Source organism: Chitinophaga sp. Ak27, from assembly GCF_012726295.1.
GTDB lineage: Bacteria > Bacteroidota > Bacteroidia > Chitinophagales > Chitinophagaceae > Chitinophaga.
In genome coordinates this window covers 1-26,722 of the sequence record NZ_JABAOB010000006.1, presented here as the reverse complement: position 1 = coordinate 26,722, position 26,722 = coordinate 1, and the positions used below count along the sequence as shown (strand labels likewise).

Annotated in this window: 24 protein-coding genes; 11 read left to right on the top strand and 13 right to left on the bottom strand. The window is 46.0% G+C overall.

What is annotated here, in order from left to right; genetic code table 11:
* Positions 1–8: 8 nt before the first annotated feature.
* The gene (locus HGH90_RS19760; RefSeq protein WP_169191760.1) at positions 9–1,541 is read right to left on the bottom strand and encodes a GH3 auxin-responsive promoter family protein; all 1,533 of its coding nucleotides are present in this window, start codon (positions 1,539–1,541) and stop codon (positions 9–11) included.
* A gap of 22 nt (positions 1,542–1,563) precedes the next feature.
* Complete coding sequence (lptB, locus tag HGH90_RS19755) at positions 1,564–2,325, bottom strand: LPS export ABC transporter ATP-binding protein (RefSeq protein WP_145661658.1); 762 nt, start codon at positions 2,323–2,325, stop codon at positions 1,564–1,566.
* Positions 2,326–2,484: 159 nt separating this feature from the next.
* Here lptB and metF point away from each other — a divergent pair, with 159 nt between their 5' ends.
* Positions 2,485–3,438 (top strand): methylenetetrahydrofolate reductase [NAD(P)H], encoded by a 954-nt coding sequence (metF, locus tag HGH90_RS19750; RefSeq protein WP_145661661.1) that lies wholly within the window; start codon positions 2,485–2,487, stop codon positions 3,436–3,438.
* A gap of 284 nt (positions 3,439–3,722) precedes the next feature.
* Here metF and HGH90_RS19745 read toward each other — a convergent pair whose 3' ends face one another.
* From HGH90_RS19745 to HGH90_RS19735, 3 genes are all read right to left on the bottom strand, one after another.
* On the bottom strand, positions 3,723–4,409 hold the full coding sequence (locus tag HGH90_RS19745; protein WP_168765075.1) for an outer membrane beta-barrel protein: 687 nt from the start codon (positions 4,407–4,409) through the stop codon (positions 3,723–3,725).
* Positions 4,410–4,588: 179 nt separating this feature from the next.
* Positions 4,589–5,206, bottom strand: a complete 618-nt coding sequence (locus tag HGH90_RS19740; protein WP_168765074.1) for a porin family protein — start codon at positions 5,204–5,206, stop codon at positions 4,589–4,591.
* A 255-nt stretch (positions 5,207–5,461) separates the two neighbouring features.
* The gene (locus HGH90_RS19735) at positions 5,462–6,868 is read right to left on the bottom strand and encodes a TlpA family protein disulfide reductase (protein ID WP_168765073.1); all 1,407 of its coding nucleotides are present in this window, start codon (positions 6,866–6,868) and stop codon (positions 5,462–5,464) included.
* A gap of 84 nt (positions 6,869–6,952) precedes the next feature.
* Here HGH90_RS19735 and rlmD point away from each other — a divergent pair, with 84 nt between their 5' ends.
* From rlmD to HGH90_RS19685, 10 genes are all read left to right on the top strand, one after another.
* Positions 6,953–8,404 (top strand): 23S rRNA (uracil(1939)-C(5))-methyltransferase RlmD, encoded by a 1,452-nt coding sequence (gene rlmD / locus HGH90_RS19730; RefSeq protein WP_169191759.1) that lies wholly within the window; start codon positions 6,953–6,955, stop codon positions 8,402–8,404.
* A 6-nt stretch (positions 8,405–8,410) separates the two neighbouring features.
* On the top strand, positions 8,411–9,235 hold the full coding sequence (locus HGH90_RS19725) for a rhomboid family intramembrane serine protease (RefSeq protein ID WP_168765071.1): 825 nt from the start codon (positions 8,411–8,413) through the stop codon (positions 9,233–9,235).
* A 47-nt stretch (positions 9,236–9,282) separates the two neighbouring features.
* Positions 9,283–10,212 (top strand): rhomboid family intramembrane serine protease, encoded by a 930-nt coding sequence (locus HGH90_RS19720; protein WP_168765070.1) that lies wholly within the window; start codon positions 9,283–9,285, stop codon positions 10,210–10,212.
* 96 nt (positions 10,213–10,308) lie between these two features.
* Positions 10,309–11,397 (top strand): endonuclease/exonuclease/phosphatase family protein, encoded by a 1,089-nt coding sequence (locus HGH90_RS19715; RefSeq protein ID WP_168765069.1) that lies wholly within the window; start codon positions 10,309–10,311, stop codon positions 11,395–11,397.
* A gap of 28 nt (positions 11,398–11,425) precedes the next feature.
* On the top strand, positions 11,426–12,568 hold the full coding sequence (locus HGH90_RS19710; protein WP_168765068.1) for an endonuclease/exonuclease/phosphatase family protein: 1,143 nt from the start codon (positions 11,426–11,428) through the stop codon (positions 12,566–12,568).
* Between the two features lie 158 nt (positions 12,569–12,726).
* Entirely contained in the window at positions 12,727–14,226 is a 1,500-nt protein-coding gene (cysS, locus tag HGH90_RS19705) for a cysteine--tRNA ligase (protein WP_168765067.1), read from the top strand.
* Positions 14,227–14,248: 22 nt separating this feature from the next.
* Complete coding sequence (locus HGH90_RS19700; protein ID WP_211093006.1) at positions 14,249–15,241, top strand: M28 family peptidase; 993 nt, start codon at positions 14,249–14,251, stop codon at positions 15,239–15,241.
* A 60-nt stretch (positions 15,242–15,301) separates the two neighbouring features.
* Entirely contained in the window at positions 15,302–15,943 is a 642-nt protein-coding gene (locus tag HGH90_RS19695) for a DNA-3-methyladenine glycosylase family protein (RefSeq protein WP_168765065.1), read from the top strand.
* Positions 15,944–16,100: 157 nt separating this feature from the next.
* A complete protein-coding gene (locus HGH90_RS19690) occupies positions 16,101–17,006 on the top strand; it encodes a hypothetical protein (RefSeq protein ID WP_169191758.1) in 906 nt (301 codons plus the stop codon).
* A 109-nt stretch (positions 17,007–17,115) separates the two neighbouring features.
* Positions 17,116–18,552 carry an META domain-containing protein gene (locus HGH90_RS19685; RefSeq protein WP_169191757.1) on the top strand — a complete coding sequence of 479 codons (1,437 nt, stop codon included), beginning with the start codon at positions 17,116–17,118 and terminating at the stop codon, positions 18,550–18,552.
* Positions 18,553–18,627: 75 nt separating this feature from the next.
* On the opposite strand, the gene HGH90_RS19680 is transcribed toward HGH90_RS19685, so the two are convergent.
* The 8 genes from HGH90_RS19680 to HGH90_RS19645 form a co-directional block, all read right to left on the bottom strand.
* Complete coding sequence (locus HGH90_RS19680) at positions 18,628–19,056, bottom strand: VOC family protein (protein ID WP_168765062.1); 429 nt, start codon at positions 19,054–19,056, stop codon at positions 18,628–18,630.
* 45 nt (positions 19,057–19,101) lie between these two features.
* On the bottom strand, positions 19,102–19,863 hold the full coding sequence (locus HGH90_RS19675) for a helix-turn-helix domain-containing protein (protein ID WP_169191756.1): 762 nt from the start codon (positions 19,861–19,863) through the stop codon (positions 19,102–19,104).
* A gap of 90 nt (positions 19,864–19,953) precedes the next feature.
* Positions 19,954–20,298, bottom strand: a complete 345-nt coding sequence (locus HGH90_RS19670; protein WP_168765060.1) for an IPT/TIG domain-containing protein — start codon at positions 20,296–20,298, stop codon at positions 19,954–19,956.
* A gap of 217 nt (positions 20,299–20,515) precedes the next feature.
* Positions 20,516–21,262 carry a succinate dehydrogenase/fumarate reductase iron-sulfur subunit gene (locus HGH90_RS19665; protein ID WP_169191755.1) on the bottom strand — a complete coding sequence of 249 codons (747 nt, stop codon included), beginning with the start codon at positions 21,260–21,262 and terminating at the stop codon, positions 20,516–20,518.
* 13 nt (positions 21,263–21,275) lie between these two features.
* On the bottom strand, positions 21,276–23,186 hold the full coding sequence (locus HGH90_RS19660) for a fumarate reductase/succinate dehydrogenase flavoprotein subunit (RefSeq protein WP_211172660.1): 1,911 nt from the start codon (positions 23,184–23,186) through the stop codon (positions 21,276–21,278).
* Positions 23,187–23,192: 6 nt separating this feature from the next.
* Positions 23,193–23,861: a succinate dehydrogenase cytochrome b subunit gene (locus HGH90_RS19655; RefSeq protein ID WP_169191754.1), complete on the bottom strand. Its 669-nt coding sequence runs from the start codon at positions 23,859–23,861 to the stop codon at positions 23,193–23,195.
* A 21-nt stretch (positions 23,862–23,882) separates the two neighbouring features.
* Positions 23,883–25,313 (bottom strand): anion permease, encoded by a 1,431-nt coding sequence (locus HGH90_RS19650; RefSeq protein WP_168765057.1) that lies wholly within the window; start codon positions 25,311–25,313, stop codon positions 23,883–23,885.
* Positions 25,314–25,324: 11 nt separating this feature from the next.
* Positions 25,325–26,497 carry a porin gene (locus tag HGH90_RS19645; protein WP_168765056.1) on the bottom strand — a complete coding sequence of 391 codons (1,173 nt, stop codon included), beginning with the start codon at positions 26,495–26,497 and terminating at the stop codon, positions 25,325–25,327.
* Positions 26,498–26,722 lie beyond the last annotated feature (225 nt).

Sequence of the window (26,722 nt, the reverse complement as noted above, 5' to 3'; positions counted from 1 at the left end):
GATAGGTTTTAAGCATTCATGTTATCAGCCGCAAATTTCAGAATTTCTTCCAGGTAATTACGGTCATTGTTTAAACGAGGCACTTTATGTTGTCCACCAAGTTTACCTTTACTTTTCAGGAACTCACAAAAAGTACCGGCCGGCAATACATGTATCAACGGCATATGGAGGGCAATATCTTTATACCTCTTGGCTTCGTAATCAGAATTGATGGCTTTGAGCGTATTGTCCAATACCGTGGTAAACCGGCTAATATCATCCGGCGCTACTTCAAATTCCACCAACCATTCATGTCCACCATTACCATGATCACTGAAGTACACAGGGGCTGCAGTATAATCATTTACCACAGCGCCGGTAGCTTCCGCAGCTTTCGCAATAGCGGTGTCAGAATTTTCCACGATCACTTCCTCTCCAAAAGCATTGATAAATGATTTGGTTCTGCCGCTTACTTTAATGCGATAAGGAATCAGGGATGTAAACTGGATGGTGTCTCCCACCATATAGCGCCATAAGCCACCATTGGTGCTGATTACCAGCGCATAGTTCTTACCCAGTTCCACTTCCTGTAACTGGAGCGTACGTGGCTCTTCTTTACCCAATTCCTCCATGGGCATGAACTCGTAAAAGATGCCATGGTTAAGAAACAGGAGCAACCCATCTTCTCCAATCACGTCCTGTGCAGCAAAGAAGCCTTCTGATGCATTATAAGTTTCCTGGTAATGCATCAGGGGTTTGCGGATCAGTTTTCTGAACTGTTCGCGGTAGGGCGTAAAGCTTACGCCACCGTGCATATATAACTCCAGGTTGGGCCATACGTCAGCCAGGTTGTCTGTACCGGTGAGTTCAAAAATACGTTTAATCAATACGATGGTCCAGGTAGGTACCCCTGCGATAGAGGTTACATTTTCATGGATAACCGCATTGGCCATACGTTCTATCTTTTCTTCCCATTCATCCATGAGAGCTATTTCCAGGTCGGGGGTACGGATCATATTACCGTAGAACGGCATATTCTGCAGCATTACCGCACTCAGATCCCCAAAATAGGAGTCGCTGTTTTCCGACAGTTTGTTTACCTGGTGACTGCCGCCGATGACCAGTGATTTACCGGTAAACACATCGGAGTCAGGGAAGTTATTATAATAGAGAGAAATTACATCGCGGCCCGAGCGGTAGTGGCATTCATCGAGACTTTCCACCGTTACGGGAATAAACTTGCTTTTATCGGCCGTAGTTCCGCTCGATTTAGCAAACCATTTGATGGGAGTATTCCAGAGCACATTCTGTTGTCCTTCCATCGTGCGTTGTATATAAGGCTTGATGGTATCATAAGTATGAATGGGAACGCGCTGCTTATATTCTTCTATCTTATAAATTTTCGAAAAGCCGTATTGTTTACCAAATTCGGTATACTGAGCGGCACTAATAAGGTTTTGGAATACCTGCTGCTGCACCTGCACGGGATACTGCATAAAATATGCAATACGCCCCATGCGCAATCTTGCCAGTTGTGATATTGCAGGACTTAAAATTCTCATATAGGATGCTGTAGAATTATTTTTACTGTTTTGCTGCTTCGTCGAGGTAATCTTTCCGGCGCAGGATAAAATTCTGGCCAAGATACACTTTTCTTACCTGTTCGTCAGCCGCTAGCTCTTCCGCCGTCCCGGATTTAAGGATTTTACCTTCAAACAGCAGGTAAGCCCGGTCAGTGATAGAGAGCGTTTCCTGTACGTTGTGGTCTGTGATCAGGATACCGATATTCTTATATTTCAGTTTGGCTACAATTCCCTGTATATCTTCCACCGCAATAGGGTCGATACCGGCGAAAGGTTCATCCAGCAAGATAAATTTTGGATCCACGGCCAGGGCCCGGGCTATCTCAGTACGACGGCGTTCTCCCCCGCTCAGTACATCTCCGGGGCTTTTGCGCACATGAGTAAGCCTGAATTCGGCCAACAGGCTCTCCAGTTTTTCTTTTTGTTCTGCTTTTTTCAGCTTTGTCATTTCCAATACGGCAGCGATGTTGTCTTCCACGCTGAGTTTCCTGAATACCGAAGCTTCCTGCGGGAGATAGCCAATACCCATTTGTGCCCTCTTGTACATGGGCAGCTTGGTAATGTTCTGGTCATCCAGGTACACGTTACCTTCGTCTGGCTTGATAAGCCCTACCACCATATAGAAAGAGGTTGTTTTACCTGCTCCATTAGGGCCCAGCAGCCCTACTATCTCACCCTGAGACACCTCCACAGATACATGGTTTACCACCGTTCTGTTGCCGTAACGCTTTACCAGCTGGTCTGTATGTATTCTTAATGCCATATGATCAAACTTAGCAAAAATAAGCAATTCATTCACTTAGCCTAGTTATAGTTGAGATAAGATTAAAATTGATCTGATTATAATTAGGGGATATCTTATTTTTGCCCGCGTATTTTTAGCTGGAATAAGGGTACCCCATTCCTTAAAGACGATAACTTTATGAAAGTAACTGAACATATTGCGCAGGCAAAAGACACGCTGATTTCTTTTGAAATCCTTCCCCCGCTGAAAGGAAAGAGCATTGAGTCGATCTACGATCACCTGGACCCCCTGATGGAGTTCAAGCCGGCTTTTATCAATGTTACCTACCATCGCAGCGAGCATATGTTCAAGAAGAAGGCAGATGGTTCGTTTGAAAAGGTAGAAATCCGTAAACGCCCCGGTACAGTAGGCATTTGTGCGGCCATTATGAATCATTATACTGTGGATGCGGTACCTCACCTTATCTGTGGCGGCTTTAGCCGGGAAGAAACAGAAAATGCCCTGATAGACCTCAATTTCCTCGGAATTGATAACGTGTTGGTATTACGTGGCGATGCACCCAAAAATGAAACTTTCTTCGAACCAGATCCCCATGGACATAGCTATGCCATTGAATTACTGGACCAGGTGGCCCATATGAATAATGGCGTATACCTCGAAGACGACCTGCAGGGAGGCGTTAAAACCAATTTCTGCATCGGGGTTGCCGGCTACCCGGAGAAGCATTTTGAAGCACCCAATATGCAAACAGATCTCGCCCACCTGAAGCGTAAAGTGGAAAATGGCGCTGATTATATCGTTACACAAATGTTTTTCGACAACCAGAAATTCTTTGATTTCGTCACCAAATGCCGGGAAATGGGTATTACAGTACCTATCATTCCGGGGTTAAAACCATTGACCAGCCGTAAACAAATGACCATGCTCCCCAGGATCTTCCACGTGGATATTCCGGCGGATCTGTCTACAGAAATCCTGAAATGTAAGACTGATAAGGATGTTGAGTTGGTAGGAACCGAATGGCTAATTGCCCAATCAAAGGAATTAAAAGCATTTGGCGTTCCGGTGCTCCATTATTATACCCTTGGTAAACCAAAGGTGATCCAGAAAGCGGTGGCAGCAATCATGTAATCATCTGATAAATAACTGACAATGAAATAAGGGAAGGACAGAAGTCTTTCCCTTTTTTGCTGTCTTTCATATTAAAAAAATGCCATCACGTAGATACGTAGTGGCATATCCCTATAACTGTCACACTTTTAATTATAACTGTCCAATGATCGATGTCACCTGCTGGTGATATCTTTCGGTAATAAGACGCAGTAAACAGACCTCTCCCCTATCCATCTCTAAAAAAAATAAGAAAGACCACCCCGGAAGGCGGTCTTTCTTACAAATAATGTAGTTGGCTGGCCCTACCAGTCTTCCCTGTCAAACAGAAAACCCAGGCTTACTCCCCAATAACGGTTTTTAAATTCATTGTTCGCTGATTTGTCTATATCCACCATACCATAACCATAGGTGGCTTTCAGCGTAAGAAAACAATTGAACTCCAGCCCGGCGGTGAAGTTCAGTCCTGCATCCCATCGCTGCAGGTTCATGTCAGTACCAAAAATGTTGGGAGATGCATTGAAATCCAGCGAATGCGAGGAAGATTGCACCTCTTTACCATTGGTATAAATGGATAGATCGTACTTGCCGCTCAGGCAGTAGGCTGCATAAGGCCCGGCGCCAATCGTAAACTTGCCGATACCTATCGGCACTTTATAAACCATGTTCACTGGCAACTCAAGGTATCTCAGTTTCATCCGGGAGGTGCCTGAAGTAAATACTTCCGCCGGATGCGATATGGTGTAATCCCACTGGGCGCCCTTCACAATATAATCGAGGCCCGGTGTCAGGTACCCATTCTTAAAGAGGGGTACATTAAAATAAACTCCCGCATGCCAGCTGTTCATCGTTGTAGGTTTCGAGGAAATACTCTTGCCGGCCGACTCCAGCCCGCTGTTAATGTATCCTCCACGGATCCCTAAACTCACCTGCGCATGGGAATTCAGTACAATCACTACAATCGCAGTAGAAAACAGTGTAAAGAACTTCATCAGTGGTTCGGTAAATAATAAATAATAATGAAAACCTCGACGCTTATTTTGGGGAAATATTGCTATAACTAAATTGGTTACTGGTTTATGGGTGCTAAAATAAACAAAGGTTTCGATATATAATAAAAAACCACCCGGGAATCCCGGGTGGTTAATAAAAAAATCATATAGCAACAGCGCTATTTTCCGCCGAATTTATATCCAACGGATACACCAAAAGAAGTGTTTTTAAAGCTAGCATCATTGGCTGTGTTCTTCATCGCATTTACCAGGCCCAAATCAGTATTCAGACCAAAGAATAAACCTGCCGGCAGCTCGTAACCAACGTTAACGCCTACACCGGCATCAAAACGTTTTAATTGCAAGAGGCCAGCTTCATCTTCAAACGCCTTTCTTTCTCCAATTACCGGAATATCTTTATACTTTCCGCCTACACCATAAGCTACATAAGGACCTGCAGCCAATACCAGCCGGCCACTACCTACTTCTGGCTTAAACATGAAATTAACAGGGAGCTCCAGGTAAGATAAACTGGTTTTCATATCGGAGTTCTTATCTTTTCCTCCTTTACCTGAGTATAATAACCCGGTTCCAATATAAAATTCATCTGCCAGTGGAATATCTACGGTAACGCCCGCTCTGACACTGGTTAGTATTTTACTGGTTTCTTTACTGGAATTCGCAGATTTTGTGGTTACGCTTGAAAATTGCGGACCAGCAACAATCCCCCATTGCACCTGTGCGAAAGTCATACTTGCGATCAGCAAGGCTGCAACGGATAAAACTAATTTTTTCATACAATTTTGTTTTACAATGGTTAAAAGCGGTGCCCAACAGGCAAAAGCACCGCTAACTTTTTGTTTGCCAGCTTTTAAATAGCAACCCTGTTTTTTGCTTGCCAGGTATTATTAGCTGAGTACCCTTATTGTTTGATAGGCACACAGCACTTCCTGACTTCATGCCCTCCTAGCCAAAGACTATGCCAAAGGAATGTTAAAACAAGATAACTTACTGACAATCAGCACACCATTGTCTGGCAAATATCCGACAGATCAATGCTTTTGCGCCTCACTCCTGGCCATATTTCGGTCTAGAAACTCCTGTAATTGCTCCACTCCTAATTTTTTTGCCACAATTTTCTTTTTGTCGTCCAATAGGTAGATCATAGGCGTACTATATACATCATAAAGACGGCGATAGTTAGTGGCTGCCTGCGGATCCGTGCCATGCACCCATCCGCTGAGATGATGCTCGTTAATAAACTGCAGCCATTCTTCACGGGTTCCTTCCGTTTTCACACCTACCATGGTGACCCCTTTGCTTTTCCAGTTGGCCCGGTACGCTGAATCCAGCCGGGGAAGCTCTGTTTTACAATGTCCGCAGGTAGGATCCCAGAAAACCAATATGGTATATTTGGCGGGCGTTTTATACAGGGAAAGCATGTTATTGGAAGAATCCTTAAACTCCAGCGGAGCAGCTTGCTTTCCAATCAGATTGGGCGCTATGGTATAAGCCCGGTCAACAATTTTGTTGAGCTGTTCGTTGCTCAGCCAAAATGCTTCTCCTGGTACATAATATTTTTCTACCAGGTGCACAAAAACCGCATCCATGCCCATGTAAGGAGAGCTTTCATAATTATAGGTAAGCCACCATAAAACAAATTTGAAAGCTTCCCTGCTCTTACGCGTGCGGGCAATCACTTCGTCGCAGTCTACCATAATAGAGTCCGGGTTAGCCACCACCAGCTGGGTAAAGTATTTTTTTAGTTTCCCTTCCAGGATGGGCGTTCTCACCAGGCGGTCGCTACTCAGGTCCACCTGGTCCCAGTAGTGGCTCTTGAAATAGCGCCAGGCGAAGGACGAATCTGCTCCTGCAGGCTGTTGCGGTACTTCCGGCTCCTTCATGGCCAGGAAAATAGTACTGAGAATGGTGCCCGGATGTTGCGCAATAAAGTCGTTACGGAAATGCTCTATTTTCTTTCCCAGCTCCTTTTGCAAAGGCAACACCTTTGCGGAATCCGCGGCACTTCTGGCGGTTTGTAACTGTGTTTGTATGCTCCTGCTCAGCGATTCCTGCTGAAACAGGAATTTGTTATACCCCAGGAACAGGTCGTTGTCGGGACTACCTTTATAAACCGTTTTATTAACCAGGTCCGCTGTATCTATGCTCACATTGAACACCTGTTGCCGGTCGATCAGCGTTTCGATGTATTGTTGTTTACCGGGTAATACCAGGAGATAGATCCCGGGCAGCAGTTGCTCCTTTCCCTTCAACACCGCGTCGCCGGAGGCACTTACATCTGCCGAATCTGCCAGGTAGGTAGTCCTGCCCATGTAGTGAGCCAGGAAAAACTTTCCGCCGGTATAATTTTTCAGCTTAACGGTAATCTGATACCCCTGTGCGGCGGCATACAATGGGCCTAAAAGAGCGGCTATCAGTATAACAAATAATTTACGCATAACATTTGACAACAATATGTAAATGTAAGCGGAAAAAAGCAAAAACAGAAAGCGGTGTGGTAAGCGGTAAATACATGAATTCCTATGTTGGATTCAGCATTTCCAATTACCTTTGCAGCCGTGAGGAAAAAAAATGTTGTTTTAGAAAATGTACCCGTTACTGCCTATGCGGCAGAGGGTAAAGCCCTGGCCCGGCATGACGGGAAAGTAATTTTTATTGAAGGCGGCGTAGTGCCCGGCGACGTGGTGGATGTGCAGCTGAGTAAAAATAAAAAGGACTGGGCAGAAGGAAAGGCGGTCCACTTTCATAGCTATTCCGATAAAAGAGTGGCGCCATTTTGCCAGCATTTCGGCACCTGTGGCGGATGTAAGTGGCAAATGCTACCCTATTCCCAGCAGTTGGCCTATAAGCAACAACAGGTAGCTGATCACCTTCAACGGATTGGCAAACTGGTATTACCTCCGATGGAACCTATTCTTGGTAGTGTTCATACCGAACATTACCGCAACAAGCTGGAGTTTACCTTCAGCAACAAGGCCTATCTTACCAATGAGGAAGTAAAAGCCCTGAATGGTGAAATACCTGTGAGGCCGGCACTGGGCTTCCATGTACCCAAACTTTTCGACAAGGTATTGAATATAGATACTTGTTACCTGATGCAGGAACCTGTTAATCTCATCCGCAATTCCATCCGGGAATATGCAGTGGCGCACGGACTTACATTTTACGATATCCGTGCCCAGCAGGGCTGGCTGCGCAACCTGGTTATCCGGCTGTGTACCACCGGGGAAATTATGGTGAACCTGGTCATTCATCATGAAGACAAAGAAAACAGGATCGCTTTACTGGATCACTTGCTGAAAACAGTACCGGCTATTACCACCGTGCTGTATACCGTTAACCCGAAAGGAAACGATTCTATTTTTGACCTGGAACCGAAAACCTATTTTGGCAAAGGATATGCAGAAGAGAAACTCGAAGACTTTGTGTTTAAAATAGGGCCCAAATCTTTTTTCCAGACCAATACCTACCAGGGAGAAGTATTATACAAGGTTACCCGGGATTTTGCTGGATTGACCGGGTCGGAAATTGTATACGATTTATATTGCGGTACCGGCAGCATTGGCATTTTTGTTTCCCGCAATGCCGGCAAAGTAGTGGGTATTGAGCTAATCAAGGAAGCAATAGATGATGCACGGGAAAATGCTGCCCGGAATAATGTTACAAACGCCACTTTTTTTGCAGGCGATGTAGTGGATATTTGTGATGATGCCTTTTTTGCGCATCACGGACAACCGGATGTCGTCATTACAGATCCTCCACGGGCAGGAATGCACGAAAAACTGGTTAATAAGCTGCTTGAAATTGCGGCACCTAAAATTGTATATGTTAGCTGTAACCCCGCTACACAAGCCAGGGACCTGGCATTGCTGGATGCACTTTATACAGTGGAAAAGGTACAGCCGGTAGATATGTTTCCACATACACACCATATTGAAAATGTGGTGTTGTTGAAAAAAAGAGTAAATAACTAAGCTACAATGAACGAGTACAGGCCTGGAAAATTTCAATACCTGCCAATGGTGATCAAAAACCTGATGATCATTAATGGCCTGGTTTGGTTAGTGCAGATTACGCTGCTGAACAGATACGGTTACGATTTGAGTCGTTTGTTTGCCCTGCATTACTGGGGCTCTGAACTATTCAGACCACATCAGTTCATCACTCACCTTTTCCTGCACGATCCGAAAAGCATTACGCATGTGCTCTTTAATATGTTTACGTTGTGGATGTTCGGGGCCACGCTGGAAAACCTCTGGGGGCCAAAGCGGTTCCTGATTTTCTACATGGTGTGCGGGCTGGGAGCGGCTTTATGTCATATGGGGGTTCTTACATACGAAAATATGAACCTGACCCATTATGCCAATAATTTCCTTAACGACCCGTCCTTTAGCAATTTTGCCTTGCTGGATAGCAAATTCGACCTGGGTAATGGTACAGACAGTATGGAAAGTCTGAAAACCGCCCTGGCCAACCACGATCCGCAGGCTGTTGATATTGCCCGCCTATATGTCAGGGATTATGTGCACATGTACCGTAGCGGTGCTACGCTGGGTGCCTCCGGGGCTGTATATGGTATCCTGTTCGCATTCGGCTACCTGTTTCCCAATACGTATATGTACATCTACTTCATGTTTCCGGTTAAAGCGAAATATATAGTAGGGTTTATGATACTGGCCGAATTGTGGTCTGGTATTCAGAATTCCGCCGGCGATAATGTGGCGCATTTTGCGCATCTCGGCGGAGCACTTTTTGCCTACCTCCTACTGCGGGGCTGGTCTAAAAGGCGCTCAGATTTTTATTAATACAACTGTATTAAAGCCGTAAATTTGTACTGAAAAATATTTGTACCATGCATGCGTTGGAAAAGGAGAAATTACCCCGCCTCTCTTTAGGAGAAGGAAGAAATATGGTAACACAATTATTGGTGGCTAATCTTACCATCTTTATTTTTCTGCTTTTTACCCTGGTTATCTATAAGATGGAAGATGTGGGCGAACCCAGATTTCACCAGGATATTATGACCTGGTTGAGGCTTCCCGGCAATCCGGCTAAATTATTAACACGTCCGTGGACACTGGTTACTTCGCTGTTTACACATATCGGTGTTTGGCAGGTATTTACCAATATGGTGTGGCTGTGGTGTTTCGGCACATTTATGCAGCACCTGGCAGGCTACCAGCGGATATTGCCCTTATATCTCTTTGGAGGCATTTGCGGCAACCTCTTTTATGTGGCAGCTATGCAGCTGATCCCTTCTTTTCACACACTGGCTGGTAATGAATACTTCCTGGGCGCTTCCGGCAGCATTATGGCTATTGCTATTGGTGTTACCACCATTGCGCCCCGCTACCGGATATTCCCATTGCTGGGAGGAGGTATTTCCCTGTGGATAGTAACGCTGCTCTTTATTTCGCTTTCCATTAGCACCTTATTAATGACATCTTCCTATGGTTATACTTACCTTCCTGTATTGGCAGGCGGAGGATTTGCCGGCTGGTTATATATGTGGCAGTGGAAAAAGGGAAGCGACTGGGGCGCCGGCTTCAACAGGCTCACCTTTAAACTCACACATGTATTTCATCCTGCCTCCCAACAGATAAACCCCGACGATCTCAAAAAAAAGATCACCGTAACTGAAGCAGAACAACCCTTTAGACGCATTGGCAAAGTACCGGAACAAAAGCTGAATGAAATTCTTGATAAAATAAACGAAAACGGACTGGCATCCCTATCTCCTGAAGAAAGGGAAACCTTGCTGAGAGCCAGCCGTACTGAGTAGTTAAGAGCTGAAAAATTTTTTAAGGAGATACATCATTTGTGTCTCCTTTTTTATGTTGTATTTTAGCCAATATCACCATAAATTGCTTGTTCCCCTATGCTCATCATCATATTTAAACGCTGTTTACAGTGGCTGAACCTGTTGCTGACAACAGCCCTTTTATTAAGTACCTGGCTTCCTTACCTCAACCCCGGTAAATGCTGGATAGTTGGCTTTGCGGGCCTGTTCTTTCCGTTTCTTTTTCTCGCCTGCATATTCTTTATCCCCCTCTGTTGGTGGTATAAAAACAAAAAGTACCTGATGGCAAATGTGATCGCTGTATTGTGTGGCATACCAGCCGCACTGGATACCTGGGGCCTGCATGTGTTCCCGCGGACGGCGAAACCTACCAGTGGTCAATTTACACTGATGACGTATAACTGCAGCAGTATGGGACTCCACGCATACCAAACCGATACCGCCAGAACCAGGGCTATTTATGACGTATTGGAAAAGGCCAGTCCGGATATGCTTTGCATACAGGAGTTTTATACAAACGACGAGCGGGAAAAGGGACAGCATCTGGAAAATATCCGTTTGAGCGGTCGTTATTCCCATCACTTCTTTACACAGGATAAGATACACTGGAATACCTGGCATTATGGCATTGTATTGTTTTCCCGTTACCCGATTATAGCGGCTACCAGCATCCCCTGTGGAGAAAGCAAAGCGGGCAGCGGCAGTACTTTTCTACAGGCCGATGTAGCGATAGCGGGCGACACTGTCCGGGTGTTTTCGGTACAGTTAACGTCGTATATGTTCAACAGTGAGGATTATCAACAAATGAAAACCCTGCCGGGGAAAGGCCTGTTGTATAAAATGCGGCATGCGGTTGAAAAAAGAGCTGCCCAGGCTGTTCAATTAGCAGGTCTTGTGGCCACCAGTCCATATCCCACCATTGTTTGCGGCGATTTCAACGATACGCCGGCATCATTTACCTATAAAACGGTTGGCCGGCATTTACAGGATGTGTTCCTGGCAACAGGCAGTGGCTGGGGGCGCACCCTATCCTACCTATCGCCTTCCCTGCGGATAGACTACATTTTACCGCAGCCTTCCTTTGAAATCCATGGCGGACAGGTTTTCCCGGTAACACCATCGGAGCATTTCCCGGTTATGGCCTGTCTGTCGTTGAAAAAACACTAACTTTAGTACTTCAACAAAGTATGACGCGGTGCGATTTTTAAGACTATTTACGAAAGGATTTTTTCTGACTATCAACTTCGCCGTAGTATTACTTTTCCTGGGTGCTTGTTTGGCGCCCTATATTTCACCGGCATGGTTCTGGCCTATCAGCTTTTTAACACTGGCGTTCCCGTTCCTGCTGGCATTGCTGGTAATATTCCTTTTAGGATGGCTATTTTTTAATTATCGCTATGCCTTATTATCACTGATCGCCCTGTTGCTGGGGTGGAAATCTATCAGCGCTTTTGTGGCTTTTCACATGCCTTCGGGTAATAAGCCTGTTGCCGACAGCAGCAGCCTCACCGTGATGAGCTATAATGTAAGCCAGTTTGGCCTATACCGTGAGAAGGACAGTAAATACAACCGGCAGGCAATGTTTGCCATGATCAAAAAACAGGAGCTGGATATTGCCTGCTTTCAGGACTTTTATACCTCGGAAAGAAAGAACGATTTCAATAACCGGGAAGATATTTCGCGGGAAATGGCATTGCCTTATCGCTATTTTTCCAGCGATTTTAACCGCAATGGCATGCAACACTGGGGATCTATTATTTATTCCCGCTTCCCGATCATCGCGTCCGATAAGGTGAAGATGAGTATGGGCCCCCGTAGCGAAAGCCTGATATATGCCGACATTGTAAAAGGAGTCGACACTATCCGCATTATTAACATGCACCTGGAATCTTATCGCTTCAATGAACGGGATTACTCCGATATCAGGAAAATCAAGAACCAGGAAGATACCGGCCTGAAAGCCACTAAAAATATCATCCAGAAAATGAGAGAGGCGTATATCCGCCGCAGTCAACAGGCCGATATTGTAGGAGGTTTTATTCGTCAGAGCCCCTACCCGGTGATTGTTTGTGGCGATTTCAATGATACCCCCGCCTCATACACCTATTTTACCATTAAAGGAGACCTGCAGGATGCTTTTCTGCAAAAAGGTTTGGGAATAGGACGTACTTTTACAGGGCTGGCACCTACATTACGCATTGATTATGTTTTTGTAAGCAACTATTTTAAAGTGAATAGCTTCCGGAAAATCACGTCAGACCTGTCTGACCATTATCCTGTAATCGCCAATATGAGCTTAATCGGCAGTGGTAAAACGGAAGTCCAGGTAAATAAATAATCACACACATTATGAAAATGAATTATGTTTTTATGGCTGACCGATGTTGTTGCCCGAGTTTTACTATACCCGGAAAACAATTTTTATCTTTGCCATCCATCAATAAAAAATAAGATGTCAGCCTGTTTAAGTCCGTTGACATCTGTCATTTACAGCATATGTCAGAACTAAGGATATATAATTCATTACACCGTCAAAAAGAAGTATTTACATCATTAACACCCGGTCACGTAGGCATGTATGTATGCGGACCTACCGTATCCGGGGAATCGCACCTGGGCCATGCCCGCCCCTATATTACCTTTGATGTGGTATACCGCTATTTACAGCATCTGGGCTACAAAGTGCGTTATGTACGTAACATTACCGATGCCGGCCACTTTGAAGAAGAAGGCCGCGCTGCAGAAGACAAAATCTCCAAATTTGCCACACTGGAAAAGCTGGAGCCCATGGAACTGGTACAGAAATATACCAACCTGTTTCACTGGGCCATGCTGCAATTCGGCAACCTGGAACCCAGCATAGAACCTACCGCTACCGGTCATATCATTGAGCAGATTGAAATGATTAAAACGATCATGGAAAAAGGCTATGCTTATGAAGCAGATGGCAGCGTATATTTCGACGTAAAAAAATATGCCGCCAGTTATGATTATGGTATCCTGAGCGGACGCGTACTGGAAGACATGCTGGAAACCACGAGGGAACTGGAAGGCCAAGACGACAAGCAAAACAAAGCCGATTTCGCTTTGTGGAAAAAAGCCCCGCCCGAACATATTATGCGCTGGCCAAGCCCCTGGGGCGAGGGTTTCCCCGGATGGCACATTGAGTGCTCTGCCATGAGTTCCAAATATCTGGGTAACCAGTTCGATATCCACGGCGGCGGAATGGACCTTCAGTTCCCACACCATGAATGTGAGATTGCACAAAGCGAAATTGCACATGGCGATATGATGGCCCGCTACTGGATGCACAATAACATGATTACCATCAACGGCCGTAAAATGGGTAAAGCTTATGGCAATACCATTAAGCTTACGGAGATGTTTACCGGCGATAACCCCCAGCTGGAGAAGGCATATAGCCCCATGACCATCCGCTTCTTTGTGTTGCAAACGCATTACCGCAGTACACTGGATTTCTCCAATGAAGCCCTGCAGGCCGCCGAAAAGGGCTTACAGCGCTTATGGGCAGCCTATGAAACCTTGCAGAAGCTTTCCTACAACGCAACTGCCGGTCAACCGCTCAATGAAGAACTGGACAAGCAGGTACGCCAATGGTGCCTGGAATGCGCCGAATTCATGAACGATGACTTCAATACAGCAAAAGTATTGGCCAACCTATTTGAAACAACTTCGGTAGTGAACTCCCTGAAAGGTGGACAGATAAAAATGCACGAAATCAGCGAAACTACTTTCCGCCTGTTGCAGGAAACCTGGAAAACTTACCTGGTAAATATCCTGGGTATACGCCAGGAAACGATTACCGGAGAAGACAATAAACTGGATGGAGTATTACAGATGCTGATCGAGATGCGCAAAGAAGCCAAGAGCCGCAAGGACTACGCAACTTCCGACAAAATCCGGAATGAGCTGCTGGCCATCGGCGTACAGTTGAAAGATGAGAAAGACGGTACCGTTTCCTACAGTCTTCAATAATATTAAAAATACACCTGAAATAATGCGTAAAGCTCTTATTGCACTGACAGCGCTGGCCATAACGGCCAGCGCTTGCCAGCAGAATAGCCAGACTACTGATAACAACAACGACAGCACCGGCGCCGGCAAAGTAGCCAAAATAGATGTGCCGGTGCCAGTCTTCCAGGCCGATTCTGCCTATGCTTATACTGCCAAACAGGTAAGCTTCGGGCCAAGAATCCCCAATACACCAGCACAGGAGAAATGTGCCAGTTGGCTGATCAGCAGCCTACGCCCCTGGGCAGATACCGTATACGTACAGCGTACCACGGTTATTGGCCCCAAAAAAGAAAAACTTCCCTGTATTAATATTGTTGCCAGCTTCAATCCTGCTGCCAAACAACGTATCCTGTTGCTGGCACACTGGGATACCCGTCCCTGGGCTGATGAAGATGCTTTCGATAAAACCAAAAAGCTGGATGGAGCCGATGATGGCGCCAGCGGCGTAGCAGTTTTGATGGAAGTAGCCCGGCAAATGCGGCAGCAGAAACCAGAAGCAGGTGTAGATATCCTGCTGGTAGATGTGGAAGATTATGGCGCGAAGAGCGATGAAAATTCCTTTTGCCTGGGTACCCAATACTGGGCGCACAATCCCCACATACCTGGCTACAAAGCTAACTACGGCATTTTGCTCGACATGGTAGGCGGTCGCAATTCGCAGTTCTACATGGAAGGTTCTTCCAAACAATATGCCCCTGCACAAATGAAAATGTTCTGGGATGTGGCTAACAAGTTGGGCTACTCTGATATGTTCCGCTACGAAAATAACGGGGCTTTCATTACCGACGATCACATCGCGGTTAATACGATTGCTAACATTCCTACATTCGATATCATTGCATTACAGGCCAATAACGACTTTGCGCCACACTGGCACACACAGAATGATAATATGGATGTGATAGACCGCAAAACACTGAAAGCAGTGGGTCAAACCCTGCTCCAGGTTATCTATACACAGCCTTTCAGTTATTGATAACCCGGCCGATGCGCCGGAGTTGTGGATGTTAGGACGTATCAACTAAAACACAGTTTTATGCCCAGGTCAAACGGCACTCCGGCAGCCGAGCCGGTTCATTACCAGGTACATCTCAGTAAGGATAAGAAACTGCAAAAGATTATTACCGGTCCTCTGTCAACCTTACCTATACGAAAAAACATTGCGCTCAAACTGATTGGCTCCATTATGAGCCAGCAGCTATCTACCAAGGTAGCAGATGTTATCTACGCCCGCTTTTTAAATCTTTATGCGGGTGAAGAACCCACCGCTCAGCAGATCCTCGACACGCCGGCACTTACCCTCCGGGGTATAGGACTATCCAATGCTAAAGTAACCTACGTACATAATGTAGCGGCTTTTGTGATCGCTGAAAAATTAACAGATGCGAAGCTCCGGAAAATGAGCGATGAGGACGTGATCACGTATCTTACCCAAATCAAAGGAGTAGGCCGCTGGACAGTAGAAATGCTGCTCATGTTTTTCCTGGGCAGAGACGATATATTTTCCCTGGACGACTGGGGACTGCAACAGGCCATGATAAAGCTTTACAAGCTGGACCGGGACGATAAAAAAGCCTTTCGCGATCAGCTGCGCCGGATATCGGCGAAATGGTCGCCCTACCGCACTCATGCCTGCCGCTACCTGTGGGCCTGGAAAGATAACACCCCGGATAAGTAACATCACATATACATTGCGTAGCACGTCGGTATATTTATACCCTGAACGTACCGGAACACCATCAGTTGCGGCTACTGGCCATAGTTTGCAATTGAAAAATTGAAAAGAACCGACCCTGTTTTGCTGATTTAACCACCCTAAAAAGAATGCATCTACTATGAAAAACCTTGTTTTATTAATCGGAAACGACATTAACAACATCTCCCGGGGACAAAGCTGGAAGGACCTGCTGGGAGATATCATCTCCTTCTGCCATGCCAATGATACCGTAGTATTGGATGAGAAAAAACCCTTTCCCCTACTATATGAGGAAATTTTCCTGACAGCCAGTAAAAACCACCGGATACGGGAAAAAGATCTGAAATCCTTTATCGCCATTAAGGCCGCGGAAATCAAGGGCAACGGCATCCATAGCGCCATCCGGGCACTAAAGCCTGCACATATCCTCACCACCAACTATGAATTTACACTGGAAGGAATTACGCCGTTAGAGAATACCAGTATTATCAATGAAAAGTTTTACAGCATTTTCAGAAAATATAGCGTTAACGACATCAATTACTGGCATATACATGGCGACTGCCTGAATCCTATGAGCATTAATCTAGGCTTCGAGCACTATGGCGGCCAGTTACAGCTCATGCGTAATTACGTAGTCAGCGGTACTGTATATACGTCTAAAGAAGTTCCAAAGCCTTCTTTACTCAAACGTATTCATACCAGGCAGGTATATTTCCATTCCTGGATAGACCTGTTCTTTACGGAAGATATCCACATTTTTGGCTTATCACTCGACTTTGTGGAAACTGACCTCTGGTGGCTGCTTACTTACCGGGCCAGGCAGAAGTTCCATCACAAGAATGTACCGGTGCCTAATAAAATTTATTACTATATCCCGAACGACTATGTGCCAGCTTCAAAATATAAACTGGATTTGCTGAAAGCAAATGACGTTACCGTTGTCAGCTTACCGGCTCCCGATAAGGCGACGTATTATGAATCTATTATACAATTACTGGGAACGCCCAGTCAAATAGCCCACCATGGCTCCCTGAGCCAATAAGAGGTGGCCAACGGCCAGACTGGCAGCGTTTTTGCAAAATATAGCGCAATCTAACAAAAGGCAAAACCTGATGGCTCCTTTTGTTGTTAATTATTAAAATCTATATTTTATGCTATTTGAACTAGCGATTACGTTCGCCACTACTATTCTGGCCCCGGTACAGCAAAAGCAACCCAGCACCAAAACACAGATTATCTATGTAAAAGAATCTAAAGAACCCTGTACCGGAGTAGCTCCTATGGAATGCCTGCAAGTAAAAGAATCCGCCAACGCAGATTGGTCTAACTTTTACACGAACATTAACGGATTTAAATATACGCCAGGCTACCGATACAAATTGAGGGTAAGGGTTACTCCTGTCAAAAATCCACCAGCAGACGCCCCCAACGTAAAATACACATTGGTGAAAGTGCTGGAGAAAAAAAGAGTGCGTGTTAGTACTACCAACGGCCAGTGGGCAAACATTGCCGGTAAGAAATGGATCTTGTCAAAAATGGATAATGCCGACCAGCCGGATGAGGCAATATGGGTGGAATTTGATACAGACAAGCAACGTATCCATGGAAGAAGTGGCTGCAATAACCTCATGGGAGGCTTCTCTACATCCGGCAACAGCATCACTTTTTCCAAAGTTGCCGGTACCCTGATGGCCTGTGAATCAAGCCTGATGCGCCGGGAAGGTTCGTTCCTCAAACAATTGGGAGATCATACCTTCAAATACCAGGTAACTGGTCAACAAGTGCACCTCCTGCAAAATGGTAAACCTGTATTGCAATTCAAATTGCAGGATAAAGATGCCGGGCAGGAGCAGGTCAGCAATGGCAACACCGACTGGGCCAGCATCAGCGGCAAAAAGTGGGTAATGACGCGTTTAAACGAAGCCAGTATCAGCAATTCCGGCATATGGCTGGAATTTGACCCCGCCAGGAACCGCTTCTATGGTAAAGGAGGATGTAACAACATTTCCGGTGGCTATTCTACCGCCAACAATGCGATTACTTTCACACAGGCGGTAAGCACTTTCATGGCTTGCCCCGATGCCGGCGTAATGAGCCGGGAAGCAGATTTTCTGAAAACACTCGGTGGCCATACATTCAAATACACCCTTACAGATGGTACCATTAACCTTTTTGAAAACGATCATCTCATTATGCAATTTGCCATGGAAGATAAATCCGCCGGTGCCGCAAATCCTAACCCGTGGTCGTTTATCGGCAGCAAAAAATGGAATGTCATTAAGCTCAATGATGCCACGCTGACTGATTCCGGGATTTGGATTGAATTTGATACAGAAAAAAATCGCTTTCATGGCAAAGGCGGATGTAATAGTATTTCCGGAGGGTATAACGCTACTGGCGACCAGATTAAGTTCGCACAGGCTGTCAGCACCCGCATGGCTTGCCCCGACCCTGCCGTGATGCGCCGGGAAGCAGATTTTCTGAAATTACTCAGTGAAACTTCTTATCGCTATGATGTAGCCGATCAAACGCTGAACCTGTATAAAGACGGGAAAATTATAGTGATGTTTGGCATGCAGGATAAATAACTGTCTTCACTGAATTTAAAAGCCTGGCTCATCGTACCTCCGTATACGTTAGTCAGGCTTTTCTTTGGCACTATCTTACAATGGCAGTACTATATCGCCCTGTTCATTCAATTCCCAGAAAGGATTATGCGCTACCTCCACCAGGTGGCCATCCGGATCGCGAAAGTAGCCACTATAGCCGCCCCAGAACACTTCCTGCGCCGGCTTCGCAATCTGCGCACCCGCGCTGCGCGCCTGTTCCAACACCGCATCTACTTCAGCGCGGTCGATGGCATTGTAAGATAGTGTAAGCCCTCCAAAGCCGCTGCCTCTGGCAGGAATGCCCACATCTTCTGCCAGGCGTTCCCTGGAATAAAGCGCCAGCACCATACCTCCCAATGGGAAGAACGCAATCTCCCCTTCGCTGGCAGGTGATTTTTTCCACCCCAACCCCTGTTCATAAAACCGTATTGCACGTGAAAGGTCCTGCACTCCCAGCGTGATTAATGTTAATTTCTGTCGCATAACAGCTGAATTGAATAGTAAATTAAATTCCAGGAGGTAAGCATATTACCGCCAGCAGCTGGGATTATCGCCGCCCAATAATTTAAATTCACGGGTGAAGTGCGCATGATCATAAAAACCATGCTCCAACGCCAGCGATAATAAAGTAGACGTCCTTTCCTTTTTCAACGCACGACGGATGCTCACAAACCGTACGATTCGCGAAAACGTTTTAGGAGATACACCTACCATCTGCAAAAAATTCCTTTCAAAAGTACGGGGACTCATAAACGCTTTACCTGCCAGCATTGCAGGTGCTATATTACCGTTCGACTGACGGATATGGTGAATGCTTTCCTGGATTTTATTTGCAACAATATTATTCGCAGGCAGTCGCTGCAATAAGAAATTCTCCAGGCAGTTAACTTTTTCCGAAAGCGATGGCGTTTTTTCCAACAAAGGCTCCAGCATGGTATGCCAGTCGTGGGTAATATCGGTGAGCAGAAGATGCTCGTCGGTGGCCAGCTGCAATGGCAGTGCCGTAAATGCATGAAGTCCTCCGGGTTTAAAACGGATTCCTAACATACTAGTATTCCCTTGCCTGGCAATATCACGAAAAGCGGTCATCGTACCTACTACGAATGCCGTATTCGGCGCTATCCATATAGCATTATTACCAGCAGTAACCGGCTGGTCACTGATATTAAAAATGATATCAGCACAGGTATCCGGCAAAATTCGCTGTTGCGAAAATTGCGTAGCCCTGCTTACCCAGTATGCATCCACATAAGCAGTCAATAAAGGATGTGGCTGGAAAGTGCTGTACATACTGCAAGTGTAGCAAAAAAAACGCACTTAAAAGGCAATGGGTAGATGATCTGAAAAGACCTCCACCCACTGCTTTTAATTTAATTGTTTTTAAAATTTAGAAGCTACCAGTTTGCCATGGTAGGCAAACAACATCGCGTTGGATACATTATCTCCAACTGTAACCATTACAGGCACTGTAGCAGCAGATTGTACTGGCACCTGTACCACCAGGCTATTGGCATTGGCACTCAGCACCTTCGCGGTTACGTTGCCAAAAACCACCTTATTCTGGTTTCTGTTTTCACTAAAACCATGTCCTTTGATAATCAGGAAATTACCTGCTTGTCCTTCTACGGTAACTACTTCTTTTGTGTTTTCTTTGGGATTGAGGTTACAAGCCACCATAGCTACCATAAGCAGCAGGGCTACCACAAACATTTTACAATGTGTCATCTTGTTATTTTCTTTTTTGGGGGGTCGGTCACAAACCCTTTTTACTAAAAATTCACCGGGGTTAACACTATTGCGATTGCAACTCGGATAGCAACAGCATATATTCGGTATTCAAACGGATGCAAATTTACAACCTATTTTTTAAATAAACATCGATGCAGGAAAATATCTTACAAAATAGGTAGTACTACGTATATGCTTATAGGAAAGGAGTGCGCTATTTTTTCAGTATCTGTGCTTTGTTGTATTCATAGTTCATCCGGGCAATATGCAATACAGAAATTTGTTGCGGGCATTCGACCTCACAGGCTTCCGTATTACTGCAGTGGCCAAAGCCTTCCTTGTCCATCTGGTTTACCATATTTCTTACCCGTGTTTGTGCTTCTATCTGCCCCTGGGGCAGCAATGCCAGGTGCGCTATTTTTGCACTGGTAAACAATGCTGCGCTGGAATTTTTACACACTGCCACACAGGCGCCGCAACCAATACAAGCTGCAGCATCAAAAGCAGCTTCTACCTCAGGCGAACCAATAGGAATGCTATTGGCTTCCGGCGCCTGTCCTGTGTTCACTGCAATAAATCCGCCGGATTGTATGACCCTGTCAAATGCAGAACGATCTATTTTTAAATCACATTTTACCGGAAAAGCACTTGCGCGAAACGGCTCTATAATGATCTCTTCATTATCCGTAAAAGTACGCATATGCAACTGGCAGGTAGTCGTATTTTTTAAGGGGCCATGTGCCCGGCCATTGATCATTATCCCGCATTGTCCGCATATTCCTTCCCGGCAATCGTGATCAAATTCTACCGGGCGGGTGCCATCTTTCAACAGCTGCTCATTCAGGGTATCCAGCATTTCCAGGAAAGACATATGCGGGTTGATATCTTCCAGTGTGTAACTCATCATTTTCCCAGGTTCATGCTCATTTTCCTGGCGCCATATTTTTAATCGTATACGCATAGCCGTTATTTTTTTATTTATAGCTTCTCACTGTAGGCGTAACAAATTCGAAATGCAAAGGCTCTTTGTGCAACAGTGGCGATTTGCCCGCTCCAGTCCATTCCCACGCTGAAATAAACGAAAAGTCCTGGTCGTTACGCATCGCCTCTCCTTCCGGCGTTTGATATTCTGTGCGGAAATGCGCACCGCAGGATTCGTTACGGGTAAGGGCATCATAACACATCAATTCTCCTAGCTCCAGGTAATCTGCTACTCTTCCTGCTTTTTCCAATTCGCTGTTGATAGCGTATCCCCCCGGCACATATAATCGTTGCCAGAATTCCTCCCGCAAGGCAACAATATCGCTAATAGCCTTTTCCAGTCCGTCTTTCGATCGACTTAACCCACACTTATCGTACAATATTTTACCCAGTGCTTTATGAAAATGATCTGCACTTAAATTGCCCTGTATGCCCATCAAGAGATGTAATTGCTGCTGTACATTTTCTTCTGCGGCAGCAAAGGCTGCATGGCGTACATCTATTGGGCCCGCTTTTATTTCATCTGCCAGATAATTGGCCATGGTATAAGGCGCTATAAAATAACCATCGATACTCGCTTGCAGGAGAGAATTAGCCCCTAAGCGGTTAGCCCCATGATCTGCGAAGTTAGCTTCTCCCAAAGCAAACAAACCAGGGATGGTAGTCATTAGTTCATAATCCACCCATAGGCCTCCCATAGAAAAATGGGCGGCAGGTGAAATTCTCATAGGCTCCAGGTAAGCATTTACCCCGGTAATTTTTTCGTACATGCGAAACAGGTTGCCATACTTCTTCCGGATCTTATCTTCCCCCTGGTCTTTTATCGCTCTGGAAAAATCCAGGTATACGGCGTTCTTCAGCGGGCCTATTCCAAAACCTGCATCAATACGTTCTTTGGCTGCTCTTGATGCAATATCACGGGGCGATAAATTACCGAATGCGGGATATCTCCGTTCCAGATAGTAATCCCTCTCTTCTTCGGGAATCTGGTTAGGCTCTCGTTGTTCGTCTTTATTTACCGGCACCCAAATACGGCCATCATTACGCAGCGATTCCGACATCAATGTAAGCTTAGACTGGTACTCCCCTGATTGTGGCAAACTGGTAGGATGTATCTGTGTCCAGCTGGGATTGGCCATAAAAGCGCCTCGTTTGTGTGCCCTCCAGATGGCCGAACCATTGCACCCCATCGCCAGGGTAGACAGGTAGTATATTTTACCAAATCCGCCGGTTGCCAGCACTACAGCATGCGCCCCATGACGTTCTAGCGCGCCTGTATCCATGTTGCGTACAATAATCCCTCTCGCCTTTTTTTCTATCACTACCAGGTCCAGCATTTCATGCCGGGCAAACAATTGGACATTACCAGCCCCCACCTGCCGCATCAGCGCCTGGTAAGCACCCTGCAATAACTGTTGCCCGGTTTGACCTCTCGCATAAAAAGTACGGGATACCTGCACCCCGCCAAAGGAACGGTTGTTCAGGTATCCGCCGTATTCCCGTCCAAAAGGCACGCCCTGCGCCACCGCCTGATCAATCAGGCTGGCACTGCACGCTGCCAACCGGTATACATTTCCCTCCCTCGCACGAAAGTCACCGCCTTTAATCGTATCGTAAAACATTCGGTATACACTGTCGCCGTCATTCTTATAGTTCTTGCAGGCATTCACACCTCCCTGTGCTGCCACGGAGTGGGCACGGCGGGGCGTATCCTGGAAACAGAAACATTTTACATTATATCCCATTTCTCCAAGCGAAGCTGCAATAGAACTGCCCGCCAGCCCTGCTCCAACCACAATCACATCCAGTTTTCTCCTGTTGGCGGGATTTACCAGCTTTGCATGAGTTTTGTAATAGTTCCACTTCTCTTCCAGTGGTCCCGCAGGTATTTTTGCATCCAGCATAATCAACTATTTTAAGCAATAAACATACAATGGTATCGCAGCAAATCCGCTACAGATAACTATGCTGAATACCCAACCAAAAACCCTGACCGCGTGTGTATAACGTGGATGATATAATCCCAATGTCCTCGCGGCACTAAAAAATCCATGCAGCAGGTGATAGCAGAGTGCGACCATACAAATCACATACAGTATCACATACCACAACTCGCCGTAAACGCTTACCACTAATAGGTAGAGATCTTTGTGCCCATCCGCGTCCATTGGCAAACGCCCAAATTTGTAGACATACCAGAAATCACGCAGGTGTATCACCAGGAAAATAAAAATAATGGTCCCCAATAAGCCCATATTGCGGCTATACCACTTACTGGCAGCTCCCCTTCGGTCGTAATGATACCTGATCTTTCTTGCCCGGTTATTGGCCACTGTAATGATAATGGCGTACACCACGTGACCAATGATACAGGCAAAAAGGATATAGGAAATTGCCTTAATGATAAGGTTACCCGACAGGATATGCGAATAGAGGTTAAACTGCCGGTGTGCCCGTTCTGCCGGCAAAAATAATTGCAGGTTGCCCGCCAGGTGTATCACCAGGTAAAGGCAGAGAAACAGCCCTGTAAAAGCCATCCAGTTTTTCCTGGATAAAGTTTGTTGCTTCCATTGACCCATAATATCTTTTTTACCCAATGTTTACCAGATACCGATTACCTTCCACCAGCCGCCACCAACGCCCATCCAGATGATAATCAGTGCAATACTCAGTATAAACCCACATTTCCACCAGTCTTTCAGATCTACATAGGTACTTCCGAAAAATACTGGCGCAGGACCATGTCCATAATGCGTGAGCGTTCCGAAAATGCCACCGCAAAAACCCAACACCAACGCCAGCAAAGTACCCGGAATGCCTACGGAAATACCCACGCCTAAAAAGGCGGAATACATGGCCGCCACATGGGCAGTAGCGCTCGCAAAAATGTAATGACTATAAAAATATACCAGCACAATTATCGGAAAAGCTACCGTCCATTGCAAGCCCCCCACCTGCTGTTTAATCAGGTCGCTGAACCAGGGAATAAAGCCCAGGGTATTCAGGAAACTCGCCATCATTACCAGGGCAGAAAACCATACGATCGTATCCCAGGCGCCTTTTTCCGACTTTACATCTTCCCAGGTGAGTACCTGTGATATCAACAGGAATATGAGCCCTATCAATGCTGTAGTAGTAGCATCAATACCAAACAAATCACCGGTAATCCACAAGAATAACAGGATCACAAAGGCCAATAACATCAGCCACTCATTCCGGTGAACGGGTCCCATCTCTTTAAGCTTCTCTGCTGCCATCGCCGGTGCATCGCCGGTAGATTTGATCTCGGGTGGATATATTTTATACAGTATCCAGGGAACGGCAATAACAGAGAGCAATGCGGGCACTATGGCCGCTGTAAACCAGGACATCCAGGTAATATCGATGCCCATATTTTTGGCAAACTTCTGACACATCGGGTTGCTGGCGGTACCGGTTAAAAACAGGGACGAAGTGATGAGGTTCATATTGTAACTGTTCAATGTGAGATAGGCGCCCAGCTTACGATGGGTGGCAGGATCTTCCGGAACAGAACCAAAGTTCATGGCCATCGACTTCATAATAGGATAAATAATTCCTCCTCCCCTGGCGGTGTTGCTGGGCACTGCCGGCGCCAGCACCAGGTCGGCCAACCCCAGCCCATAAGCCAGGCCCAATGAGCTGCGACCAAATACACGAATAAACAGGTAGGCTATCCGTTTCCCCAGGCCGGTTTTTATGAATCCACGGGCAATGAAAAAGGAAATGCCTATCAGCCATATTACTTTATCTCCAAAGCTGCTCAGCGCCAGTGTAATGGATTTAGAAGGGTTTCCCGGCGCCAGCACGCCGGTAACCGCAACCAGCGTAATAGCGATCATAGACATAGTGCCCATGCTGGCCGCTTTCATAATAATACCGACAATGGTCGCCAGGAAAATAGCCAACAGGTGCCAGGCCTCTTCCTTTACGCCCGCCGGCGCAGGAATAAACCAGACGATCAGGCCAAATGCCAATGTAATCAACAATTGCGGATACTTGATTTCTTTCATAATAACGGGCTTTAAAATCTGCATTGGACCTGTGCTATCAACAGGTTACTGTTATGTGTTTTGGTACCTGGTATATCGCGGTTATATTGATCTATCTGCATTCCTAACTGGATACGGCCGCCATAATCTTTCAGGAAGGCCAGGCTCACCATAGGAATATACGATTGCCGCACGGTACCATCGTGCTTTTGGTCGTCTTTAAAATATTCATAACGCATTGATACTTCGATAGACGTGAGCTTATGGAAGTTAATCTTGTAGCGGAAATTGGGAAGAATATACACGCCGTTCATAATATACCGGCTAACCGGTTCTTTACGCAAACTATCCGGCAGAGCATAATAGTGCTGATGGTTATTGCCCTGCTTATATTCCGACTGCAATTGCAGATCCCATTTTGGCGCCAGTGGGATTACGCCGCTAACATCCACGCCTAATGCATATACGCTTTGCCGCTTTACGGCGCCAAAGCCGCCGTTGAGGCCCAGCGACAGCTTATTCATATCGCCCAGCTCCAACCGGGCAGTTCCCAACTTACCATTATCATTGTCCGATACCTGGTTGCGGTTATTACCATTCACTACAGAGAGAGCATATTTCATAGGCACTTTGCTGTCTTTATTGAAGGCGCCAAACATGGATACGCCTATCTGGAAACTCTGCCAGCCGTTGCTGCCAAAGGCATAGTACTGGTTAGAGAAATCCATCGACTGTATAATATCTACTGGGTATAGGTCCTCCAGGCCAAAAGAGGGCCTGAATTGCCCGATAGTGAAGTTGAGGGCATCATTCCATCGGTAAGATACGTAGGCGTTTTCCAGCACCTTCCCTTTAGTGTCGCCGGAAAACTCCGCGAGATTAATCAATACTGCCGCAGTGAAGCGATCGCTTACCTGCGCCTTGGCCTGTAAGCGGGCCCGTTTGATACTGAAACTATTCCGTACCACTTCTTCTGCATCCGGCTGATGTACCCCATTTACATCCACATCTTTTACCAGGGAGCCGGTATAACGGGCCTGGAAGACGCCTCCAAATGAAATTTTCTTTATAAATCCCGGAAGCAGGCGGGCAGTATCCTTCGCCGTACTATCGCGTATGGCCGGCAACGAAAGTGCGGCAGAAGCAGGACATGCAATCAGACAGCATACAAGTAAGGTGGCAACGCGTAAAAATCGTTTATGCATGCAGGGGAGTTATAAGGTTTTCGATAATGAACAGCAACAGCCTTACTCCGGATAACACCGCTTAACAAAAAAGGTTCGATACGCTATCTATAGAAAGTGGGGCTGACCAAAAAGGTCGGCCCTTTTCTTTGCAGAGAAAGGGCCGATTAGTAATTTTAATTACCACATTGAAATTACTATGGCCAAAACTAAGACTAAACAGGTATTTAAACAATATACGCCTAA

Bases quoted from the DNA above. Each gene is read 5' to 3' on its own strand.
- HGH90_RS19760 (WP_169191760.1), bottom strand. From the start codon at position 1,541: ATGAGAATTTTAAGTCCTGCAATATCACAACTGGCAAGATTGCGCATG.
- lptB (WP_145661658.1), bottom strand. From the start codon at position 2,325: ATGGCATTAAGAATACATACAGACCAGCTGGTAAAGCGTTACGGCAAC.
- metF (WP_145661661.1), top strand. From the start codon at position 2,485: ATGAAAGTAACTGAACATATTGCGCAGGCAAAAGACACGCTGATTTCT.
- HGH90_RS19745 (WP_168765075.1), bottom strand. From the start codon at position 4,409: ATGAAGTTCTTTACACTGTTTTCTACTGCGATTGTAGTGATTGTACTG.
- HGH90_RS19740 (WP_168765074.1), bottom strand. From the start codon at position 5,206: ATGAAAAAATTAGTTTTATCCGTTGCAGCCTTGCTGATCGCAAGTATG.
- HGH90_RS19735 (WP_168765073.1), bottom strand. From the start codon at position 6,868: ATGCGTAAATTATTTGTTATACTGATAGCCGCTCTTTTAGGCCCATTG.
- rlmD (WP_169191759.1), top strand. From the start codon at position 6,953: ATGTTGGATTCAGCATTTCCAATTACCTTTGCAGCCGTGAGGAAAAAA.
- HGH90_RS19725 (WP_168765071.1), top strand. From the start codon at position 8,411: ATGAACGAGTACAGGCCTGGAAAATTTCAATACCTGCCAATGGTGATC.
- HGH90_RS19720 (WP_168765070.1), top strand. From the start codon at position 9,283: ATGCATGCGTTGGAAAAGGAGAAATTACCCCGCCTCTCTTTAGGAGAA.
- HGH90_RS19715 (WP_168765069.1), top strand. From the start codon at position 10,309: ATGCTCATCATCATATTTAAACGCTGTTTACAGTGGCTGAACCTGTTG.
- cysS (WP_168765067.1), top strand. From the start codon at position 12,727: ATGTCAGAACTAAGGATATATAATTCATTACACCGTCAAAAAGAAGTA.
- HGH90_RS19700 (WP_211093006.1), top strand. From the start codon at position 14,249: ATGCGTAAAGCTCTTATTGCACTGACAGCGCTGGCCATAACGGCCAGC.
- HGH90_RS19695 (WP_168765065.1), top strand. From the start codon at position 15,302: ATGCCCAGGTCAAACGGCACTCCGGCAGCCGAGCCGGTTCATTACCAG.
- HGH90_RS19690 (WP_169191758.1), top strand. From the start codon at position 16,101: ATGAAAAACCTTGTTTTATTAATCGGAAACGACATTAACAACATCTCC.
- HGH90_RS19685 (WP_169191757.1), top strand. From the start codon at position 17,116: ATGCTATTTGAACTAGCGATTACGTTCGCCACTACTATTCTGGCCCCG.
- HGH90_RS19680 (WP_168765062.1), bottom strand. From the start codon at position 19,056: ATGCGACAGAAATTAACATTAATCACGCTGGGAGTGCAGGACCTTTCA.
- HGH90_RS19675 (WP_169191756.1), bottom strand. From the start codon at position 19,863: ATGTACAGCACTTTCCAGCCACATCCTTTATTGACTGCTTATGTGGAT.
- HGH90_RS19670 (WP_168765060.1), bottom strand. From the start codon at position 20,298: ATGACACATTGTAAAATGTTTGTGGTAGCCCTGCTGCTTATGGTAGCT.
- HGH90_RS19665 (WP_169191755.1), bottom strand. From the start codon at position 21,262: ATGCGTATACGATTAAAAATATGGCGCCAGGAAAATGAGCATGAACCT.
- HGH90_RS19660 (WP_211172660.1), bottom strand. From the start codon at position 23,186: ATGCTGGATGCAAAAATACCTGCGGGACCACTGGAAGAGAAGTGGAAC.
- HGH90_RS19655 (WP_169191754.1), bottom strand. From the start codon at position 23,861: ATGGGTCAATGGAAGCAACAAACTTTATCCAGGAAAAACTGGATGGCT.
- HGH90_RS19650 (WP_168765057.1), bottom strand. From the start codon at position 25,313: ATGAAAGAAATCAAGTATCCGCAATTGTTGATTACATTGGCATTTGGC.
- HGH90_RS19645 (WP_168765056.1), bottom strand. From the start codon at position 26,497: ATGCATAAACGATTTTTACGCGTTGCCACCTTACTTGTATGCTGTCTG.